The sequence below is a fragment of the Pseudomonas sp. GW456-E7 genome (assembly GCF_059424105.1).
The window spans coordinates 79,572-98,665 of sequence record NZ_JBWKZB010000002.1 but is presented as its reverse complement, the minus strand read 5'-3'; the positions used below and the strand labels follow the sequence as shown (position 1 = coordinate 98,665).

The window sequence follows — 19,094 nt, the reverse complement described above, 5'->3', positions numbered from 1 at the left end:
TTGAGTCTAGAGTGATCAATGGCATCAGGCAGTGACAATAGGCGCCACTTTAATATCCTTCGGTCAATAGCCGTCGCATGCGGCTCACCATGTAAGAAAACGCCATGAGCGAACGAACGACTTCTGCAAGCTGGGCGATGGGGATTGTCAAAGCGCTGGAAATGGACGGCCTGGATTGCCGGGTTCTGTTCAAACAGCTGGGGCTCGACTACGCAGCACTGGATGATCCGGATGCGCGCTTTCCGCAAGATTCCATGACACGGCTGTGGCAACGCGCGGTCGAACTGTCCGGCAACCCGGCCATCGGCCTGAACATGGGCAAGGTGGTGCGACCGGCGCAGTTTCATGTGACCGGTTACGCCTTGATGTCCAGCCAGACACTGGCCGAAGGCTTTCAGCGTCTGGTGCGCTATCAGCGGATCATCGCCGAAAGTGCCGACCTGAGTTTCCAACTGCTGGATGAAGGCTATGCGCTGATTCTGACGGTGCATGGTGACCATCTGCCGCCGACCCGGCAGAGCGCCGAAGCTTCACTGGCCTGCGCGCTGGCGCTGTGCAGCTGGTTGACCGGGCGTACGTTGCAACCACGCAAAGTGTTGCTGCAAGGCGCCGAGCCGGTCAATCCTGAACCCTATAGACAAGCCTTCCATGCACCGCTGGAATTCAACGCGCCTTACGATGCGCTGATTTTCGAGCGTGCGGACATGGAAGCGCCCTTGCCGACGGCCAACGAAGCCATGGCGTTGTTGCATGATCGTTTTGCCGGCGAGTACCTGGCGCGCTTTTCCGAAAGCCGCGTGACGCACAAGGCGCGGCAGGTGTTGTGCCGCCTGTTGCCCCAGGGCGAACCCAAGCGCGACACCGTGGCGCAGACGCTGCACCTTTCCCAGCGCACCTTGCAACGGCGCTTGCAGGAAGAAGGCACGAGTTTTCAGGCACTGCTGGACGATACCCGGCGCGAACTGGCCGAGCAGTACCTGGCGCAACCGAACATGACCTTGCTGGAAATCGCCTACTTGCTGGGGTTCGCCGATCCGAGCAACTTCTTCCGCGCTTTCCGCCGCTGGTTCGATGCCACACCCGGCGAGTACCGGATGCGGCTGATGCAGGCACCTGAAGCGGTCAATGACGCCAAAATGCCGGAATACACAGCACAAACACAGTGATGATCTCCAGTCGGCCGAGCAGCATGCCGAACGACAGAATCCACTTGGCGGCATCCGGCAGGGTCGCGAAGTTACCGGCCGGGCCGATGGTCTCACCGAGCCCCGGGCCGACACCGGACACGGTGCTGGCCGCGCCGGTGAGGGCGGTCATCCAGTCCACGCCGAGCAGCGACAGCAGCAGCGCAATCACGCAGATGGTGATCGCAAAGAAGAACGAAAAGGTCAGGATCGAACGCACGATTTCTTCGTCGAGGCGGTGACCGTTGTACTTCTGCTTGATCACCGCGCGCGGGTGAATCAGCTGGTTAAGGTTGGCCTTGAGCAGGATATAGGCCACCTGGAAGCGGAAAATCTTGATACCGCCTGCAGTCGAGCCGGAACAACCGCCGACAAACCCCAGATAGAAAAACAGCATCAGCGAGAAATTGCCCCAGAGGCTGTAGTCCCCCAGTGCAAAACCGGTGGTGGTCACTACCGAGGTCACGTTCAGCGCCACATGCCGCAACGCCTCCAGCCAATGCAGCTGGGTCGTCCACCAGTACCAGGTGCCGAGTACCAGCCAGGTCACCAGCAACATGCCGAGCAGGCCTTGAACCTGTTCATCCTTGATCAGCGCCCGACGGTTACCCCGCAATGTGGCGACATACAGGGTGAACGGCAGGGCCCCGAGAATCATGACGACGATCGCGACCCAATGCACCGCAGGCTCCGGCCACTTGGCCAAAGACTGGTCGGAGGTGGAGAAGCCACCGGTGGAAATCGCCGACATCGCGTGGTTGATCGCATCGAACGGGCTCATCCCGGCCCACCAGAACGCCAGGCTGCCGACAATGGTAATGCCGACGTAGGCCGCCACGATCAGGCGCGCCACCATGTGCGAACGGGGCATGACTTTTTCCGAACGGTCCGACGATTCGGTCTGGAACAGCCGCATGCCGCCGATGCGCAGCAGCGGCAGAATCGCCACCGCCATGCCGATGAAGCCGATGCCGCCGAGCCAGTGCAGCAACGAGCGCCACATCAGGATGCCGGGGGACATGCTGTCCAGGCCGCTGAGTACGGTTGCGCCAGTGGCGGTGATCCCGGACATGCTTTCGAAGAACGAGTCGGTGTAGCTGATGTGTTGGGTCAGCAGGAACGGCAGCGCGGCGAAGATGCACACCACCAGCCAACTGCTGACGGTCAGCAGGTACATGTCCCGGGGGCGCAGGTGCACGTGCTCGGGGCGCCCCGGAATCACCAGCGCCAAACCGGCGACAAAGGTGATCATGCTGGCCCAGAGGAACGACGGCAGATCGCTGGTGCGGTCGAAAATGACCAGCGTGGCCATGGGGATGACCATGGAGATCGCCAGCGTGATCAGGAAGATGCCGATGATGAAACCAATGATCCGTAAGGTCGGCAACGCCATGAGGTCCGCTCGGCTGATAGAGGAAAGGGCGCCATTCTACCTGTGAGGCAGGGCATGTAAACCGGCACTGCTGCGGCAGTTACAGCTAGAATAGCCGCACAAATTTTTCAGGAGGTGGCCGATGCAGGCTCTCGACGCTTTGCTCAACCGTGTTTCCGTTCCGCGACTGATTGACCCTGCACCCACTGCCGAGCAGCGCGAGGTGCTGTTCGGCGCCGCCATGCGCGCCCCGGATCACGGTCACTTGCAGCCTTGGCGCTTCCTGACGGTGGAAGGTGCGGCACGTGAGCAAATGGGCGAGCTGCTGGTCGAAGCGGCGAAATTGCAGGACGGCGAAGTCAGCGAAGCAGCCATCGACAAGGCGCGCAATAATCCGCTGCGGGCGCCGTTGGTGGTGGTGGTGATCGCGCGGTTGCAGGATCACGTCAAGTATCCGAAGTCCGAGCAGTTGCTGGCGGCGGGCTGTGCGGCCCACGGGATCTTGCTGGCGGCCTATGCGCAGGGCATTGGCGCGGTGTGGCGTACCGGTGACCTGGCGTACTCGCCGCATGTGGCCAAGGGTTTGGGCCTGGCGGAGGGGGAAGAGGTGATTGCTTTCCTGTACCTGGGCACACCGCAGAAAGAACCGCGGGTGGCCGAGAAGGTCGACCTGGCCGAATTCGTCAGCGAATGGTCCGGGAAGGTCTGACACCGCAGGCCCTGTGGGAGCGAGCTTGCTCGCGATAGCGGCAGTACATTTAACATTGAAGTGACTGAAAAACCGCCATCGCGAGCAAGCTCGCTCCCACAGTAGATCTGTGTCATTCAGAATTGGGGGGACAGCCTCAGGGCTGTACGACAGCCCCCGGTACCAACGGCAATTCCAGGCTCGCAATGAAACCGCCCTCGGGGTGATTGGCCAGTACCAGGCAGCCGCCATGGCGCTCCGCCGCTCGCCGGGCGATCGCCAGGCCCAGGCCGTGTCCGGCCGCGGTCTGCCCCGGTGCCCGATAGAACGGCTCACCGAGCTGGTTCAAATATTCGGCACTGACCCCCGGTCCATGATCGCGCACGGTCACGACGATCCGCTCACCTTGGCGCAGCGCCTGCATTTCGATCGGCAGGCCACCCACCGGATTGAAACGCTGGGCGTTGCGCAGCAAGTTGTCCACGGCCCGTTCGATCATGGTCGGCCAGCCCTTCAGATTCAGTTGCGACTCGGCTTCGAGGTGTACGAGCTGTTCGGGTGAACCGAGTTGAGCATCCTTCTGCAAGGTATTGAGCAAGGCATTCAGATCCACCTCTTCGGCACTGGCGTTATCGGAGTCGACCCGCGCCAGCACCAGGATTTCACTGATCAGCGCTTCCAGTCGGTCGCATTCCCGGGTCAGGCGCGGCCATAGCTGTTCCCGTTCCTGCGGCCCGGCCCGTTCGGCGAGCGCCAGCGCGATACGCAGACGGGCCAGAGGCGAGCGCAGTTCGTGGGAGACATCGCGCAGCAGTTGCCGCTGGCTGCCAATCAGACTCTGCAGGCGCGCACCCATGCGGTTGAAGTCATTGGCCAGGACGCCAAACTCATCGCGACGGTTGGCCAGCTTGACCAGGCTGTTCTGTTGATACGTGGTTTGTCCCAGGTCATGCACCGCTCCGCGCAGACGGCTGAGCGGGCGAGTGATGGAAAAGGTCACCAGCAGGCTGAACAGGGTCAGCACCACCAAGGCGATTCCCAGGGCACTGAGCGGCCAGAGCAGGCTCTCGCGGTGCCAGGCGTCCAGTTCCGGGTGTGGAATGCGATAGATGAACAGGAAGGTGTCACCGGTTTTTTCGCTGGTGAACTCATCGGTCAGACGCCGCCATGGCAGGCGTCGGTCATCATTGTTCTGGCGCGCCTCAAAGGCCGCCGCACGTCTGGGGAAGGTGCCGCGCACCACTGGGTCGCCGCTTTCGTTAAGCACCTGAACGTCGATGTGATACTGGCGTTTGCGCTGCTGGAGAATGTCCTGGGCGGCGTCTTCGCCCTGACTTTCGTAAGTCTGCGTCCACTGTTCGGGCAGCGTGTTGAGGCCCGGGTGGCGGCTGAGAATCCATGCGTCCTGGTTGAGCATGTGCCCGAGCAGGATGGAAAGCCCTGCAACCAGAGCGATGGCCAGCCAGAAGCTGGCCAGGATACGCCAGAACAATGAACGCACGGAAAATCCTCAAACAAGCACAGAATCCCATGTAGGAGCGAGCCTGCTCGCGAAACACGCATAGACAACACGGGCTGCCTGATGCCGCGCGTTATCGTTGACGTCCATCGCGAGCAGGCTCGCTCCTACAGTAGATCAAAAGCATCAGACCCAACGGTGATGAGCCGTCGGGTCCGGGGTTAACGCATTATTGCGTCTTTTGCGGCTGTTGCGCTTTCCAGGCCTTGAACTCGGCCCACTCGGCGCGACGTTCAGCCTGTTTTTTCTGAATCTCGTCGAATTTCTTCTGTTGATCCGGTTTCAGCACCGCACGCACGTCGGCTTCGGCTTTCTGGCGCTTGGCGGTCATTTCGTCTTTCATGGCTTTCTGGTCGGCTGGCGAGAGTTTCTCCAGGTATTTATCGACCAGTTGCTTACGCTCGTGCATCTGCTCGCCCATGATCTTGCGGATCTGCTCGCGCTGTTCGCGGCTCAGGTCCAGTTCACTGTATGGGCCTTTGCCGTGCATGCCGTGCATCTGACCGCCGTGGCGCGAACCGTCCATCGGCCCACCCATGGGGCCTGCGCCTTCAGGCATGGCCATGGCCACGGTCGGCAGGGCAGCAGCGAACATCAGAGCGATAAGAGTCTTGCGCATGGTGAATCTCCTTGTCTCGTTCCCGGTACGTTCCGGATGAGTGCAGATTACGCAGATCAAGGTCAGCGGCGGTCAGCGAAGGGTAAAGCTTGGGTAAAGACGATTTCCCGCCGACCTGACAAAACGCCCGACCTGTAGGAGCTGCCGCAGGCTGCGATCTTTTGATTTTGCTTTTTAGCGCCTTGAAAAGATCAAGATCAAAAGATCGCAGCCTGCGGCAGCTCCTACATGGGCCGCATGTCGTCAGGGGTCAGAGGCTGTAGTAGTAGCCGCGGCTGCGCAGGGCCACGATGCGCGGACGGCCATCGGGGTGTGGGCCGATCTTCTTGCGCAGGTTGCTGACGTGCATGTCCAGGCTGCGGTCGTACAGGGTCAGCTTGCGGCCGAGGGCAATCTGCGCCAGTTCCTGTTTGTCCAGGGGTTCGCCGGGCTGCTTGAGCAGGGCTTCCAGCAGGCGGCTTTCGGAAACGGTGAGGGTGAATTCCTGCTCGTCGATGCTGACCACGCCGCGCACCGGGCTGAAACACAGGTCGCCCAGTTCCAGCTGGCTGGACACCGCTGCCGGGTGGCTGCGGCGCAGGACGGCGCGCAGGCGGGCAGTCAGTTCCCGTGGATCGCAGGGTTTGGCCAGGTAATCATCGGCGCCCAGTTCCAGGCCAAGGATACGGTCCAGGGGCTCGCCCCGGGCCGAGAGCATCAGCACCGGCAGATCCGGGTGATCGCTGCGCAACTGCTTGAGCAGCTCCAGGCCGCTGCCATCGGGCAACATCACATCCAGTACCACGGCCGCCGGAGCGGTTTCGGCCAGCGCACGGCGAGCGCTCTGGCCGTCGTGACAGGCTCGTACCTGAAACCCTTCCTGGCTCAGCCAACTGCTCAGGAGCTCACACAGCTCCTGGTCATCATCAATCAGTAACAGCTCGCTCATGACTCACTCAATTTAGCCATTGTCGACGTTTTCGACTTGCTCCACTGGCGAAGATACCGCAGAGCAGCGCCAATAGCGCTACCCCGGCGCCAATGACAAACCATTGTTGCTGGTCGGTCAGCAAACGTGGCAGCGGACTGCTGGCCTGGGCTTCCTTGAGTTGCAGCTTCAAGCGCTGGTTCTCCTGGCGCAACCGGGCCAGCAGCGGGCTTTCGCGTTCGCCATCGACAGTTTGCAATTGCTTGTTCAGTTCTTCCCGTTGCCGTTCGCTTTCTTTCAAGCGTTGCTGCAGCTCGGTGATCTGGCTGCCGGCACTCAAGGAAAGCGGCGTCGAGTTTCCACCCTCGGCGTATTCTTCACCGTGGGCGGGCGCCACGATCGACAACGTGACCAACATCAGACACAACGGACCCTTGCGCATCGCGACTCCTGATTCCAATACGAGTATTGGGCAAGTTGTCGGCCGATAAACAGGAATAATGAGCGATTGAGAACGCGATGAACCGACAAGGTTCACCGCGTGGGGGAATTGTTACGGCAGGACTTGCTTGAACGGCTTGACCAGAACGTTGGCGTAGACGCCTGCGGCGATGTACGGATCGGCGTCGGCCCAGGCCTGGGCGGCGCCCAGGGAATCGAACTCGGCGACGATCAGGCTGCCGGTGAAACCCGCCGCGCCCGGATCATTGCTGTCGACGGCCGGGTGCGGGCCGGCCAATACGATGCGACCTTCGCCCTTGAGCGCTTGCAGGCGCTCGAGGTGCGCAGGCCGTGCGGCCAGGCGGGCTTCCAGGGAGTTGGCGACGTCTGTGGCAATGATTGCGTAAAGCATGTCAGTCCTCGGTTTTTGGCGTAGTGGTGTCGGCATCGTGCAGGTGGCGGGACAGGTAAATGCCCTGGCCGACCAGGAACAGCAAAGTCATGCCCAGGCTGCCGAAGACCTTGAAGTCGACCCAGTAGCTCTGGAAGGTGAACGCGACAAACAGGTTGGCGGCACCGCAAAACAGGAAGAAGGCGATCCAGGCGATGTTCAGGCGTGTCCAGACCGGCTCCGGCAAGGTCAGCGCGTGGCCCATGATGCGTTTGATCAGCAGGCTGTCACCGACGAAGTGGCTGCCGATGAACGCCAGGGCGAACAGCCAGTTGACCACCGGGGCTTTCCACTTGAGGAACGTCTCGCTATGGAAGGCCAGGGTCAGGCTGCCGAAGACCAGGCAGGCGATCAGGGTCAGCCACTGGCTCTTCTCCAGCTTGCGCTGTTTGATGAACAGTGTGCCGTAGACCACCAGGGAACTGACGATCAGCATCGCGGTGGCGCTGTAAATACCGCCTACAGTGAGCTCATGGCCGGCGATGTCGACGACCCGTGGATCGATTTTGAAGACGATGAAAAACAGCAGGAGCGGGATGAAATCGATGAATTGTTTCACAGTGGCAGCCAGAAGCAGGATGTGGCGGCATAATAACAAACATATGGGCGCGCGATAGCGCCAGCTGATTTGAGGTTACAAAGCCCTGTGAATGTTGATTTGCACTGCCATAGCACGGCCTCCGATGGCGCCCTGGCGCCTGCGGTTCTGGTGGCGCGGGCGTTCGAGAAAGGCGTGCGAGTCCTGGCCTTGACCGATCACGACACCCTCGAGGGCCTCGACGAGGCCCGGCACGCGGCTACCGCGCTGGGGATGCAACTGGTCAATGGCGTCGAATTGTCCTGCACCTGGGGCGGCGCGACCATTCATGTGCTGGGCTACGGTTTTGACGTGAACGCCGCGCCGTTGGTCGAGGCCATCGCCAGATTGCATGATGGCCGCTGGCTACGCTCCGAGGAAATCAGCCGCAAACTGGCGCTCAAAGGCATGCCGGGGGCGCTGGATGGCGCCCGGGAGATCCAGCAGGCGCTGGGCGACAGCGGTAACGCGCCGGCCCGCCCGCACTTTGCGGACTGGATGGTGCGAGAAGGTTTCGTCAAGGATCGCGCCGAGGCGTTCCGCAAATGGCTGGGGGCCGGCAAGCTGGGCGACGTCAAGCAACACTGGCCGACCCTGGAAGAAACCGTCGAAACCCTGCGCGCGGCCAAGGCCTGGGTCAGCCTGGCACACCCCTGGCACTACGAATTCACTCGAAGCAAGCGACGTCGCCTGATTGCCGACTATATTCAAGCAGGGGGCCACGCCATCGAAGTGGTCAATGGTTACCAGCCTGCCGAACAAGTGGGCAGCCTGGCCATTCTGGCCCGCGAGTTCGGTCTGCTGGTCAGTGCCGGCAGTGATTTTCATGGCCCCGGAGGCTGGTCGGAGATCGGTGAATACCGGCCACTCCCGGAGGATCTGCCACCGCTATGGTGTCGATTCAAACATGACCCAGTTATTGCCGCCGTCTGAACAGGTAGAGAATGTGAGTCAATTTTTCCAGATTCATCCGGAAAACCCGCAAGCGCGCCTGATCAAACAGGCCGTCGAGATCATCCGCAAGGGCGGGGTGGTGATTTATCCCACAGACTCTTCCTACGCCATTGGTTGCCAGATCGGCGACAAGGTGGCTGTGGAGCGCGTGCGACGTTTGCGCGGGCTGGATGAAAAGCACAACTTCGCGCTGATTTGCTGTGATCTGTCGCAACTGGGCCTGTTTGCCAAGATCGACACCGGCACTTTCCGCTTGCTCAAGGCTCACTTGCCAGGGCCGTACACCTTCATTCTCAACGCCACCCGCGAAGTACCGCGACTGTTGCTGCACCCGAAAAAACGCACCATTGGCCTGCGGGTGCCCAGCCATCCGATTGCCCTGGCACTGCTGGAGCAGCTCGGCGAGCCGTTGATGAGCGTGAGTCTGATCATGCCCGGTGAAACCGACCCGATGTATGACCCCCATGAAATGCGCCAGTTGCTCGAGCACCAGGTCGACCTGATCATCGACGGCGGCTTTGGCGGGATCAAGGCGTCCACCGTGATCAACCTCGCCGACGGCGAACCGGAAGTCATCCGCGTCGGTTGCGGCGACCCTGCGCCGTTCATGGTCGAGGCCTAGATGTCCGCAGTAGAACCCGTCGACAGTCAGGCCGGAGCCCAGCAGGAACTGCCCTTCGCCATGGTCTATGGCCAGGCGGTCATGGAAATGCCGCTGGACCTGTACATCCCGCCGGATGCCCTCGAGGTCTTCCTCGAGGCCTTCGAAGGCCCCCTCGACCTGCTGCTGTACCTGATCCGTAAACAGAACATCAACATCCTCGACATCCCGGTGGCGGAGATCACCCGCCAGTACATGGGCTACGTCGAGTTGATGCAGTCGGTGCGCCTGGAACTGGCCGCCGAGTACCTGGTGATGGCCGCGATGCTGGCCGAGATCAAGTCGCGGATGCTGCTGCCGCGGGCCGAAACCGTCGAAGACGAAGAGGACGACCCGCGCGCCGAACTGATCCGCCGCTTGCAGGAGTACGAGCGTTTCAAGGCCGCCGCCGAAGGCATTGATGGCCTGAGCCGCGTCGGTCGCGACGTGGTGGTGCCCAAACTCGACGCCCCGGAGGCCCGGGCTCGCAAGTTGTTGCCGGACGTGCGCCTGTCCGAGTTGCTGTTGTCCATGGCCGAGGTATTGCGCCGTGGCGACATGTTCGAAAGCCATCAGGTCAGCCGCGAGGCGCTGTCTACCCGCGAGCGCATGAGCGATGTGCTGGAGCGGCTCAAGGGCGGCGGTTTCGTGCCGTTTGTCGAGCTGTTCACCGCTGAAGAAGGGCGCCTTGGCGTGGTGGTGACCTTTATGGCGATCCTTGAACTGGTCAAGGAATCCCTGGTCGAGCTGGTGCAGAATGAGCCATTTGCCGCGATCCACGTGCGAGCCCGAGCCGAATAACGAGTCGAAACATGAACCTGACTGAACCCCGTGACCTGGCACCCTTGCTTGAAGCCTTTCTGTTGGCCTCGGGAAAGCCGCAATCCCTGGAAAGCCTGTTCGAGCTCTTCGAGGAGGGTGAGCGTCCGGAGCCACCGGTCTTCAAGAAGGCCCTGACGATTCTCGCCAAGTCTTGCGATGGCCGCGCGTTTGAACTCAAGGAGGTGGCCTCGGGGTATCGCCTGCAAATTCGCGAGAAATTTGCGCCGTGGGTCGGGCGTCTGTGGGAGGAACGCCCGCAGCGTTACTCCCGCGCCATGCTCGAAACCATGGCCCTGATCGCCTACCGCCAGCCGATCACCCGCGGCGAAATCGAAGACGTGCGGGGTGTGGCGGTCAACAGCAACATCGTCAAGACCTTGATGGAGCGTGAGTGGATCCGCATCGTCGGCTACCGCGACGTACCCGGCAAACCGGCGATGTTCGCCACCACCAAGGCGTTCCTCGATCACTTCAACCTGAAAAACCTCGACGACTTGCCACCTCTGGCGGAACTGCGCGAGCTGGAACCGGACCCGGTGCTCGATTTCGACGACGCCCCCGTACCCGCCGGGTTGCAAGAGCTGGCCGATGCCAGCGCCGAGCCGGAAGAGCCGAAGGAAGAAACCAGTTTCCACACGCTGTTGCTGGAGCTGGACAGCATGGAGGAGGGGATCAAGACCGACTTCGATGACCTGTTGCGTGATGGCGCGGTGACTGAGTTTGATTCGGAACAGCCCGACATCGAGCCTGAGCCTGAGCCTGAGCCTGAGCCGGAAATGGAACCGGAGCAGGAAGACGATATCCTCGGCGTGGCCGAGGCCCGGGAAAAACTGCTGGCCGCCGTGGCTGCCCTCGAACAGCCGAAACCCGAGCCGGAACTGTCCGACGAAGAGGCTGAAGCCCTCGCCCTGGCTCAAGCTATCGAAGCTGAACGCCGCCAGTTCGAGGACTGATGCGAGTCTCATGAGCAATGGAGATTCGCTGTGGGAGCGAGCTTGCTCGCGATGGCGGCAGGTCAGTCGCTTCGATGTCGGATGTGCCTCCGTCATCGCGAGCAAGCTCGCTCCCACAGGGGGGATGTGTTCGCAAGCAAGTTGCGTGTCACCGTTCGGCGCAAAAACCAATAACCTTGCCTTGATCAGCTAGTCTGTGATGCGCAATCGTCCGCATGCGCGTATGATTCGCGACCCTTCGGCGATCCCTTCGCCAAAGTACCCAGATTTCAGACCACACCGGGAGGTGCCCAGATGAGTATCAAAGACCAGCAAGACGACCAGCCAATCGGCCCAGCAGGCGAAAAACTGCAGAAAGTCCTCGCCCGTATCGGCGTTGGCTCGCGCCGTGACGTGGAAGCCTGGATCAGCCACGGCCGCATCAAGGTCAACGGCAAAGATGCCACCCTTGGCCAGCGCGTCGACATGCACGACGCCATCACCATCGATGGCAAGGTGATCAAGCGCGAAGAGGCCGCCGAATCGGTGCGCCGCGTGATCATGTACAACAAACCCGACGGCGAAATCTGCACCCGTGTAGATCCGGAAGGCCGTCCGACCGTGTTCGACAAGATGCCGCGTCCGAAAGAAGGTCGCTGGATCAACATCGGTCGCCTGGACATCAACACCACCGGTCTGCTGATGTTCACCACCGACGGTGAGCTGGCCAACCGCCTGATGCACCCTTCCTACGAAATGGACCGTGAATACGCGGTACGTGTGCGTGGCGAAGTCGATGACGAGATGATCGAGCGTCTGAAGGCGGGTGTTGTCCTTGAAGATGGCCCGGCCAAGTTCACCGATATCAAGCAGGCGCCAGGCGGTGAAGGTTTCAACCACTGGTACCACTGCGTGGTGATGGAAGGTCGTAACCGCGAAGTTCGTCGCCTGTGGGAATCCCAGGGCCTGGTGGTCAGCCGTCTGAAGCGCGTGCGTTTCGGTCCGGTGTTCCTCAACTCCGACTTGCCGATGGGCCGCTGGCGCGAAATGAGCCAGTACGAAGTCGACATTCTGAGTGCCGAAGTCGGCCTGACGCCGGTCGCGATGCCGCAGATGAACGCCAAGAGCAAAGACAAGCTTGATCGTATGCAGCGCAAGTCGTCGCGTCCGATGGCCAAGACCGAGCGTGTGCGTACCCTGCGTCCAGCCGCTGGGGGGGCTGCTGCTCCTGTTGCTCCACGTGCCAGCCGCGAGCCGCAGATCGAAGGCGAGCGTCCAGGGCGCAAGCCTGCTGCGCGCCAGGACGGCGAACGCGGTCCACGCACGCCACGTCCGGCCAATGGCCGTACCGAGCGTGGCGAAGGCCGTGGTACGCCGGTAGCCGATCGCCCGGCCGACACCAAGCGCCCGGCCAAGCCGGCGCCGAAGCGTCCGGGGATCAAGCTGGTCGACGGTGACACGCCATCGGGCAAGCGCCGTGGCGCACCGGCCGGTTCCGGCCAGCGTCCGGGCTTTGGTCGTCGCAAGCCGGAGTGAGGCAGCGGTAAGCTTCAAGCTGCAAGCGACAAGTTAAAAACGCCAACCTTCGGGTTGGCGTTTTTTTTCGTCTGGATTCATGTCCGTATCGTTTTTGAGGACGCCATCGCGAGCAAGCTCGCTCCCACATTTTGATCGCGATTCTCCGAGCAAACTCATTTCCCTGTGGGAGCGAGCTTGCTCGCGATGGCGTCAGTCGCCGCACTGAGCACTCCAATATGGAAACCCGGGTTTACGCGCTGTAAAGAAATGCTGACGAAATACACGGATTAACCCCGTGAAATCGCCATTTCTCGAATGTCGTAAGAAAATACTTACGCGCCATTGCCTTGTGTCCTTCTCCCCGCGCTCTAGCCTGCTTGTTTCACCGCTCCATGCAGGGTGTTATGCGCGCCATGCCTGTCGTGCAGGTGCATAACAAAAAGGAGGCGCAATGAACGCCGTATTCCATCTCCATCTCTCTGCGAGAGGCGGTTTTCCTGCCTTTCCCGTCGATGATCCGCAAGGATCTGACCCATTTTTTGCAGCCGCCCGGGCCTCCCGGGGCGGACACAGGCAATCCCGGCCATAGACACGCTTGTCCAGCGGGTCTGGCAGCAGGGGGTTACAGGTGTACAATGCGCCGCGTTTTACCTGTGACCTCCTGCGCATCTGCGCAACCCTCAAGGCTATCCGCCTTGTTCACTCCGCCGCGTCACGAGCGTGTCGGGTTCGATTTCGTCACAGATAAAAACAAACAGGTGACGCATGACCGTTGTAAATACGCTGAACTCCTGGTGCCTGCGCTGGGGTTTGATCGGTGCCGCTTAACGCCTTTCTTGAGCAGCAACGTCTACTGAACATCATCAAACCTTGCGTGAGACCCTTTTCATGAGTGGACAAAACCCGCAATCAGGCGAGCTGAAACGCGGCCTGAAAAATCGCCACATTCAATTGATTGCCTTAGGTGGCGCGATCGGTACCGGTCTGTTCCTCGGCTCTGCCGGGGTACTCAAGTCCGCCGGCCCGTCGATGATCCTCGGCTACGCCATCTGCGGCTTCATTGCTTTCATGATCATGCGCCAACTGGGCGAAATGATCGTCGAAGATCCGGTAGCCGGCTCCTTCAGCCACTTCGCCCACAAGTACTGGGGCGGCTTTGCCGGTTTCCTGTCGGGCTGGAACTGCTGGATTCTGTACATCCTGGTGGGCATGTCGGAGCTGACCGCGGTCGGCAAGTACATCCACTACTGGGCGCCGGACATCCCGACCTGGGTCTCCGCAGCGGGCTTCTTCGTGCTGATCAACCTCATCAACCTGGCCAACGTCAAAGTGTTTGGCGAGGCCGAGTTCTGGTTCGCGATCATCAAGGTCGTGGCGATCGTCGGCATGATTGCCTTGGGCAGCTACCTGCTGGTCAGCGGCAATGGCGGCCCGCAAGCGGCGGTGAGCAACCTGTGGTCCCACGGTGGCTTCTTCCCGAACGGTGTCAGCGGTCTGGTGATGGCCATGGCGTTCATCATGTTTTCCTTCGGTGGTCTGGAAATGCTGGGCTTCACCGCTGCCGAAGCCGACAAGCCGAAAACCGTGATCCCGAAAGCGATCAACCAGGTGATCTACCGGATCCTGATTTTCTACATCGGTGCCCTGGTGATCCTGCTGTCGTTGACCCCGTGGGACAGCTTGCTGGCCACCCTGAACGCCTCCGGTGATTCCTACAGCGGCAGCCCGTTCGTGCAAGTGTTCTCGATGCTGGGCAGCAACACCGCGGCGCACATCCTCAATTTCGTGGTCCTGACTGCGGCGTTGTCGGTGTACAACAGCGGCACCTACTGCAACAGCCGCATGTTGCTGGGCATGGCCGAGCAGGGCGATGCGCCGAAAGGCCTGGCGAAGATCGACAAGCGCGGCGTGCCGGTGCGTTCGATCCTGGCCTCGGCCGCCGTGACCCTGATCGCGGTGCTGCTGAACTACCTGATCCCGCACAGCGCGCTGGAACTGCTGATGTCGCTGGTTGTTGCCACCCTGGTAATCAACTGGGCGATGATCAGTTACTCGCACTTCAAGTTCCGCCAGCACATGAACAAAACCAAGCAGACGCCGCTGTTCAAGGCCCTGTGGTACCCATACGGCAACTACATCTGCCTGGCGTTCGTGTTGTTCATTCTCGGTGTGATGCTGTTGATCCCGGGGATCCAGACATCGGTGTACGCGATTCCGGTATGGCTCGTGTTCATGTGGGTCTGCTACGGCATCAAGAACAAGCGCAGTGCACAACATGCGTTGCAGGCGGCAGTGAAGTAACTCCGCGCAGAAACAACAAACCCGGCCATGCGCCGGGTTTTTTGTGGATATCGAATTCATGGCAGGACATTAAACCCTGTGGGAGCGAGCTTGCTCGCGATGAGGCCGTGTCAGTCGACATCATCGTTGCCTGACACACTGCTATCGCGAGCAAGCTCGCTCCCACAGGGATCGCGTTTGTCCGACCCTTTCGCGGTATCCTGCACGCTCTGAATACGGACGCTTTTCCATGCTGGTGATTTCCAACAATGTGCATCTGCCGGATGCCGAGATCGAGTTGACGGCCATTCGCGCCCAGGGCGCGGGCGGGCAGAACGTCAACAAGGTGTCGAGCGCGGTGCACCTGCGCTTCGACATTCCGGCGTCGTCCTTGCCCGAGTTCTACAAGGAGCGGCTGCTGGCGCTGCGTGACAGCCGCATCACCAGCGACGGTGTGTTGATCATCAAGGCCCAGCAATATCGGACGCAGGAAGCCAACCGTGCCGACGCGCTGGAGCGACTGACCGAGCTGATCCTCAGCGCCACCAAAGTCGAAAAGAAGCGCCGCCCGACCAAGCCGACCCTCGGTTCAAAGAAGCGCCGCCTCGAATCCAAGACCAAGCGCGGCAACATCAAGGCCGGGCGCGGCAAGGTGGATTTTTAAGATCTGGAGTCTTGGAATTTATTCCATTTCATCAGGAATGAGTATTTTCATCTCCCCCCCCCCAAAAAAAACCGTACTTAAATGAATAACCCGGATTTCGAAATACATGTGTAGGTGAAAAACTGCAGAAATAAAATTTTGATTTTTTATAGCTCATCGGTCTAGCTCGCTGTCATATTTGACAGGTGTTCTGGATTGCGATGAAGGTTTTACTGAGCTCTGTTTTTTAATCGAGCAAAAATAGATGAAAAACTCAATTAAGCCCAGTAAAAAAAAGACCGTGCGTGGCACTCCCGATAATTCTTTTGGTGTTCGCAGTAAGGCCTATCTATATGGAGCAGAAAATCAGCGTCTTCAAACGCGGGTCGTAACTCTTCTCACTGATCCGCACAGGATTCTTTGCGGTGCAACATCTGAAAAGCTGCAAAAAACTTACTTGTGTATGCTAGATGAGCGAGGCGGTGTTGATAAAAGCTTCGGTGTTGAAGGTTCTGCTGTTTTCAAACTGTCAGAGTTTTTCCCAGACTGGGGTTTGGCGCAGCCCTACAGCGTAAAATTTGATTCCGAACATCGTAAGTATGTAGTGGGGTTCTTTGCTCGCAAAGAAGGCTTGAATCGTGCTAGCGGATTGGCTCGATTTAACTTGAATGGGAAGCTTGATGAGGGTTTTGGCAACAAAGGCGTTATGCTGTGGAGTCCAGACGTGAACGATGTTGCTCATACCAATTCAGAGACTGAGAAGGCGGAGCAAGTTCTGACTGACAAAGGCCGCGACTACCACGGGGCTATGGAGTTATTGGACAATGGCGGCGTATTGCTTCTGACTACGCTTGAAGAGAATAGCAGTTGGGATAATGCGTTTTTGGTCAAAGTCAAAAGTAACGGTATGCTGGACGAGAGGTTTGGTAATGGCGGGTGGCGAGAATTTTCTCGAGGTCTGAGTGTTTTAGTCACAGGAGAGGATTTGGTTCGGCAAGGCGATAGTTATCTCGTCGCGGCTTCAGAGGGTTATCTTGATAAAACTTGGTTTGTCGGTAGGTATGATGCTGATGGTAATGTTGATTCTGATTTTGGAGTCGATGGTTATTATGATGGAGTGCCTTCGGTAAAAAACGTAATTCTAAAGCGAGACGATCGTTCTCAGTTTTATATGGTCGGCACTTCGAATAATGGGGTTCCGCAGTATCTATATATCCAGCTTCAACGTCGCGGGCGGAATGGTGAGGAGGACCCTCATTTTGGGCGGCAAGGTTGGGGGGGTATATTGATGAAAAATTCAATGATATTTATGTGTTGAAAGCAGTCCTTTATAATTTGGCGTCAACCGTTGTGGTAGCGGGTTATGCTTATTTTCGTTGGGAAGAAGGAAGCCAAGCATTCATTGCCAGTATTGAACAGGATATGGGGTGGGATAGGGCGTTCGGTGATCAAGGGAAGGTGCTATTGCCGGAAGATGAAGTTATTCATGATCTTGTGGTTCAGGAGGATCGAAAGATTATCTTTATTTCCAGTCGAAATAGGGAGCCCGATAGCTTTGCCATCGTCCGTTTACATGGTTAAAGCCTACGAACTTAAGTTGTATATTGGCCGTTCAGCATCGGCTGAATGGCCAATAGTGCGCGATTACTGAAAGTGGTGTTTAGGCGCAATTCGGTACAAATACAAACTCAGGATCAAACCACTCAGCGAGGCAATGGCAGCAAACAGGAAAATCGAAGCGAAACCGAAGCCGGCCGCAATGGCCCCGGCCAGTGGGCCGGTGATCCCCAGCGACAAATCGATGAACAGCGAATAGGCGCCGACGGCTGCGCCACGACTTGAGGCGGGCACCAGGTTGACCGCCTCCACGCCGAGCGCCGGAAACACCAGCGAAAAGCCGAAGCCGCTCAGTGCCGCACCGGCCAATGCCCAATGCGCATCAGGTGCCAGCCACAGCAACAGCAAGCCCAGGGTTTCCACCGACAGGCAGGCAATGGCGACGCGAAAGCCGCCGAGACGGTTGATCAGGTTGCCGAACAGCAGGCGCGCGCCGATGAAGCTGGCGCCGAACAGGCTCAGGCACAGCACTGCGTTGTCCCAGTGTTGCGTGGCGTAATACAGGGTGATGAAGGTGGCGATGGTGCCAAAGCCGATGGAGCCCAGGGCCAGGCCACAGCCGTGGGGGAAGACACGCCCGAGCACATGCATGAACGGCAGGCGCTCACCGGCAACGATCGGCGCGGCGGTTTTCGGCCAGGCCAGCAGCAGGCCGAGCACGGCCAGCAGCACAATGCTCACGCCCATGCTCCACAAACCCAGTTGATGGACGATCAACACACCCAGGGGCGCGCCGACGGCCAGTGCGCCGTAGCTGGCGATACCGTTCCAGGAGATGACCTTGGCCGTGTTCGCCGCGCCGACCCGGCCGATACCCCAGCCAATCGAACCCGAGCCCACCAGGCTTTCCGCGCTGCCGAGAACCAGACGGCCGATCAACAGGCTGATCAGGCTCAAGGTCGGCAGGCTCTGGGTCCAGGCCGAGATCAACATGAACACGCCGCTCAGGCCGCAACCGGCCAGGCCATACATCACTGCCAGTTTGCTGCCCTTGTTGTCGATGATCTTCCCGGCATAGGGGCGGCTGAGCAGGGTGGCCAGGTATTGCACGCTGATCACCAGGCCCGCGATCACCGCGCCGAAGCCCAGGTCGCTGTGGACGTAACCGGGCAATACGGCCAGGGGAATGCCGATGTTCAGGTAGCCGATGAAGGTGAAAAGGACGATGGAAACGACTTGCAGCGTGACCGCCAGGGGGCGCTGGTTTTCAGGCATGGGTAAAGGTCCACGGTAAAGCAGGATAGATAGGCTGCTTATGATAGCGGTGTGGACGGTCGTTGGTTGTGAAAAAGTAAAACTATTTGCCGGGCGGCGTCATTCAGCTTTGACGGGAGCAACCAGTTGCGTAGTGACCAGGGCGGCCAGCGCATTTTCCTGGGTGCCGAAACGGGCGAGCAAGGCGGCTTGTTTTTCGGGGGAGAGGCGATTCCAGATCTCGATCATTTTTTCGGCGGTGCCAATCAGGACGCTGGCCTGCTTTTCATCAAAGGTTTCGCTGAGTTCATCGGTCATGGTGCGGGCTCGCGTTTCAGGCAGTGTGGAAAGCGCATGTTAGCGCTTTCCACACGGTCTGTACGGCGGGTGTTTCAGTCTTCGCTGTCAGCCTGGCGGCGGTCAGTGGCTTCTTTCGGCTCGGGCTGTTGGGCGCCGGCTTGTTGCGTGGTCGTCTGCTCAGGTACGTGCAGGCTTGGGAAGGGGAGATTAGGAATCTCGTGCATGGTTGCGCTCCTCGCTAAGTCTGTTGATAGATCTGGTAGATCCGCGCTTTGAAAAAGCCTGGGCAGGATACAGCACTGAAAATGACAAACGGACTTTTATATCCATTTGTTTCGACGGATGGGATTGTCTAGACATGACTGGAAGAGCGACACAAAACAAATGTGGGAGCGAGCTTGCTCGCGATAGCGGCCTGACAGTCAACAGAGATGTT

The 19,094-nt window shown here is 59.4% G+C and carries 21 protein-coding genes; 11 read left to right on the top strand and 10 right to left on the bottom strand.

What is annotated here, in order from left to right:
• Positions 1 to 104: 104 nt before the first annotated feature.
• Positions 105 to 1,166: an AraC family transcriptional regulator gene (locus tag AC07YV_RS01965; protein WP_102699479.1), complete on the top strand. Its 1,062-nt coding sequence runs from the start codon at positions 105 to 107 to the stop codon at positions 1,164 to 1,166.
• Here the strand turns inward: AC07YV_RS01965 and AC07YV_RS01960 are convergent.
• The gene (locus AC07YV_RS01960) at positions 1,123 to 2,577 is read right to left on the bottom strand and encodes a TrkH family potassium uptake protein (protein WP_102699478.1); all 1,455 of its coding nucleotides are present in this window, start codon (positions 2,575 to 2,577) and stop codon (positions 1,123 to 1,125) included. The genes AC07YV_RS01965 and AC07YV_RS01960 overlap by 44 nt on opposite strands.
• A gap of 121 nt (positions 2,578 to 2,698) precedes the next feature.
• Between AC07YV_RS01960 and AC07YV_RS01955 the strand changes: the two genes are divergently transcribed.
• Positions 2,699 to 3,265, top strand: a complete 567-nt coding sequence (locus AC07YV_RS01955) for an NAD(P)H nitroreductase (RefSeq protein ID WP_102699477.1) — start codon at positions 2,699 to 2,701, stop codon at positions 3,263 to 3,265.
• Positions 3,266 to 3,401: 136 nt separating this feature from the next.
• Here the strand turns inward: AC07YV_RS01955 and AC07YV_RS01950 are convergent, their stop codons facing one another.
• The 6 genes from AC07YV_RS01950 to AC07YV_RS01925 all read right to left on the bottom strand — a co-directional run bounded on the left by AC07YV_RS01950 (position 3,402) and on the right by AC07YV_RS01925 (position 7,740).
• Positions 3,402 to 4,745: a sensor histidine kinase gene (locus tag AC07YV_RS01950; protein ID WP_102699476.1), complete on the bottom strand. Its 1,344-nt coding sequence runs from the start codon at positions 4,743 to 4,745 to the stop codon at positions 3,402 to 3,404.
• Between the two features lie 187 nt (positions 4,746 to 4,932).
• The gene (locus AC07YV_RS01945) at positions 4,933 to 5,382 is read right to left on the bottom strand and encodes a Spy/CpxP family protein refolding chaperone (RefSeq protein WP_102699475.1); all 450 of its coding nucleotides are present in this window, start codon (positions 5,380 to 5,382) and stop codon (positions 4,933 to 4,935) included.
• Positions 5,383 to 5,632: 250 nt separating this feature from the next.
• Entirely contained in the window at positions 5,633 to 6,310 is a 678-nt protein-coding gene (locus tag AC07YV_RS01940; protein WP_007975295.1) for a response regulator transcription factor, read from the bottom strand.
• A gap of 7 nt (positions 6,311 to 6,317) precedes the next feature.
• On the bottom strand, positions 6,318 to 6,731 hold the full coding sequence (locus AC07YV_RS01935) for an SH3 domain-containing protein (protein WP_102699474.1): 414 nt from the start codon (positions 6,729 to 6,731) through the stop codon (positions 6,318 to 6,320).
• 111 nt (positions 6,732 to 6,842) lie between these two features.
• Entirely contained in the window at positions 6,843 to 7,142 is a 300-nt protein-coding gene (locus AC07YV_RS01930; RefSeq protein ID WP_102699473.1) for a YciI family protein, read from the bottom strand.
• Between the two features lies 1 nt (position 7,143).
• Positions 7,144 to 7,740 (bottom strand): septation protein A, encoded by a 597-nt coding sequence (locus AC07YV_RS01925; protein WP_102699472.1) that lies wholly within the window; start codon positions 7,738 to 7,740, stop codon positions 7,144 to 7,146.
• Between the two features lie 87 nt (positions 7,741 to 7,827).
• Between AC07YV_RS01925 and AC07YV_RS01920 the strand changes: the two genes are divergently transcribed.
• The 9 genes from AC07YV_RS01920 (at position 7,828) to AC07YV_RS01880 (ending at position 17,128) form a co-directional block, all read left to right on the top strand.
• Positions 7,828 to 8,691 (top strand): PHP domain-containing protein, encoded by an 864-nt coding sequence (locus AC07YV_RS01920; protein ID WP_102699471.1) that lies wholly within the window; start codon positions 7,828 to 7,830, stop codon positions 8,689 to 8,691.
• A gap of 13 nt (positions 8,692 to 8,704) precedes the next feature.
• Entirely contained in the window at positions 8,705 to 9,334 is a 630-nt protein-coding gene (locus tag AC07YV_RS01915; RefSeq protein ID WP_033047950.1) for an L-threonylcarbamoyladenylate synthase, read from the top strand.
• Positions 9,335 to 10,153 (top strand): segregation and condensation protein A, encoded by an 819-nt coding sequence (locus tag AC07YV_RS01910; RefSeq protein ID WP_056721489.1) that lies wholly within the window; start codon positions 9,335 to 9,337, stop codon positions 10,151 to 10,153.
• 11 nt (positions 10,154 to 10,164) lie between these two features.
• Positions 10,165 to 11,127, top strand: a complete 963-nt coding sequence (gene scpB / locus AC07YV_RS01905) for an SMC-Scp complex subunit ScpB (protein WP_102699470.1) — start codon at positions 10,165 to 10,167, stop codon at positions 11,125 to 11,127.
• 294 nt (positions 11,128 to 11,421) lie between these two features.
• Complete coding sequence (gene rluB, locus AC07YV_RS01900) at positions 11,422 to 12,642, top strand: 23S rRNA pseudouridine(2605) synthase RluB (RefSeq protein ID WP_015096290.1); 1,221 nt, start codon at positions 11,422 to 11,424, stop codon at positions 12,640 to 12,642.
• Positions 12,643 to 13,512: 870 nt separating this feature from the next.
• Positions 13,513 to 14,925 carry an amino acid permease gene (locus AC07YV_RS01895; protein WP_102699469.1) on the top strand — a complete coding sequence of 471 codons (1,413 nt, stop codon included), beginning with the start codon at positions 13,513 to 13,515 and terminating at the stop codon, positions 14,923 to 14,925.
• Positions 14,926 to 15,154: 229 nt separating this feature from the next.
• Positions 15,155 to 15,568: an alternative ribosome rescue aminoacyl-tRNA hydrolase ArfB gene (gene arfB / locus AC07YV_RS01890; RefSeq protein WP_102699467.1), complete on the top strand. Its 414-nt coding sequence runs from the start codon at positions 15,155 to 15,157 to the stop codon at positions 15,566 to 15,568.
• A gap of 244 nt (positions 15,569 to 15,812) precedes the next feature.
• Positions 15,813 to 16,865 (top strand): hypothetical protein, encoded by a 1,053-nt coding sequence (locus tag AC07YV_RS01885; RefSeq protein ID WP_102699466.1) that lies wholly within the window; start codon positions 15,813 to 15,815, stop codon positions 16,863 to 16,865.
• Entirely contained in the window at positions 16,859 to 17,128 is a 270-nt protein-coding gene (locus AC07YV_RS01880; protein WP_102699465.1) for a hypothetical protein, read from the top strand. The genes AC07YV_RS01885 and AC07YV_RS01880 overlap by 7 nt, the downstream gene beginning before the upstream one ends.
• Positions 17,129 to 17,191: 63 nt before the next feature.
• Here the strand turns inward: AC07YV_RS01880 and AC07YV_RS01875 are convergent, their stop codons facing one another.
• From AC07YV_RS01875 to AC07YV_RS01865, 3 genes are all read right to left on the bottom strand, one after another.
• Positions 17,192 to 18,379, bottom strand: coding sequence for an MFS transporter (locus AC07YV_RS01875; RefSeq protein WP_102699464.1), 1,188 nt, complete (start codon positions 18,377 to 18,379; stop codon positions 17,192 to 17,194).
• Positions 18,380 to 18,478: 99 nt separating this feature from the next.
• A complete protein-coding gene (locus tag AC07YV_RS01870; protein WP_102699463.1) occupies positions 18,479 to 18,676 on the bottom strand; it encodes a hypothetical protein in 198 nt (65 codons plus the stop codon).
• A 74-nt stretch (positions 18,677 to 18,750) separates the two neighbouring features.
• Entirely contained in the window at positions 18,751 to 18,882 is a 132-nt protein-coding gene (locus tag AC07YV_RS01865; RefSeq protein WP_015096286.1) for a hypothetical protein, read from the bottom strand.
• Positions 18,883 to 19,094 lie beyond the last annotated feature (212 nt).

Excerpts from the sequence above, each read along its gene's own strand:
- AC07YV_RS01960 (WP_102699478.1), bottom strand. The coding sequence starts at position 2,577 with ATGGCGTTGCCGACCTTACGGATCATTGGTTTCATCATCGGCATCTTC.
- rluB (WP_015096290.1), top strand. The coding sequence starts at position 11,422 with ATGAGTATCAAAGACCAGCAAGACGACCAGCCAATCGGCCCAGCAGGC.
- scpB (WP_102699470.1), top strand. The coding sequence starts at position 10,165 with ATGAACCTGACTGAACCCCGTGACCTGGCACCCTTGCTTGAAGCCTTT.
- AC07YV_RS01935 (WP_102699474.1), bottom strand. The coding sequence starts at position 6,731 with ATGCGCAAGGGTCCGTTGTGTCTGATGTTGGTCACGTTGTCGATCGTG.
- AC07YV_RS01930 (WP_102699473.1), bottom strand. The coding sequence starts at position 7,142 with ATGCTTTACGCAATCATTGCCACAGACGTCGCCAACTCCCTGGAAGCC.
- AC07YV_RS01940 (WP_007975295.1), bottom strand. The coding sequence starts at position 6,310 with ATGAGCGAGCTGTTACTGATTGATGATGACCAGGAGCTGTGTGAGCTC.
- AC07YV_RS01875 (WP_102699464.1), bottom strand. The coding sequence starts at position 18,379 with ATGCCTGAAAACCAGCGCCCCCTGGCGGTCACGCTGCAAGTCGTTTCC.
- AC07YV_RS01870 (WP_102699463.1), bottom strand. The coding sequence starts at position 18,676 with ATGACCGATGAACTCAGCGAAACCTTTGATGAAAAGCAGGCCAGCGTC.
- AC07YV_RS01965 (WP_102699479.1), top strand. The coding sequence starts at position 105 with ATGAGCGAACGAACGACTTCTGCAAGCTGGGCGATGGGGATTGTCAAA.
- AC07YV_RS01955 (WP_102699477.1), top strand. The coding sequence starts at position 2,699 with ATGCAGGCTCTCGACGCTTTGCTCAACCGTGTTTCCGTTCCGCGACTG.
- AC07YV_RS01895 (WP_102699469.1), top strand. The coding sequence starts at position 13,513 with ATGAGTGGACAAAACCCGCAATCAGGCGAGCTGAAACGCGGCCTGAAA.
- arfB (WP_102699467.1), top strand. The coding sequence starts at position 15,155 with ATGCTGGTGATTTCCAACAATGTGCATCTGCCGGATGCCGAGATCGAG.
- AC07YV_RS01885 (WP_102699466.1), top strand. The coding sequence starts at position 15,813 with ATGAAAAACTCAATTAAGCCCAGTAAAAAAAAGACCGTGCGTGGCACT.
- AC07YV_RS01910 (WP_056721489.1), top strand. The coding sequence starts at position 9,335 with ATGTCCGCAGTAGAACCCGTCGACAGTCAGGCCGGAGCCCAGCAGGAA.
- AC07YV_RS01945 (WP_102699475.1), bottom strand. The coding sequence starts at position 5,382 with ATGCGCAAGACTCTTATCGCTCTGATGTTCGCTGCTGCCCTGCCGACC.
- AC07YV_RS01865 (WP_015096286.1), bottom strand. The coding sequence starts at position 18,882 with ATGCACGAGATTCCTAATCTCCCCTTCCCAAGCCTGCACGTACCTGAG.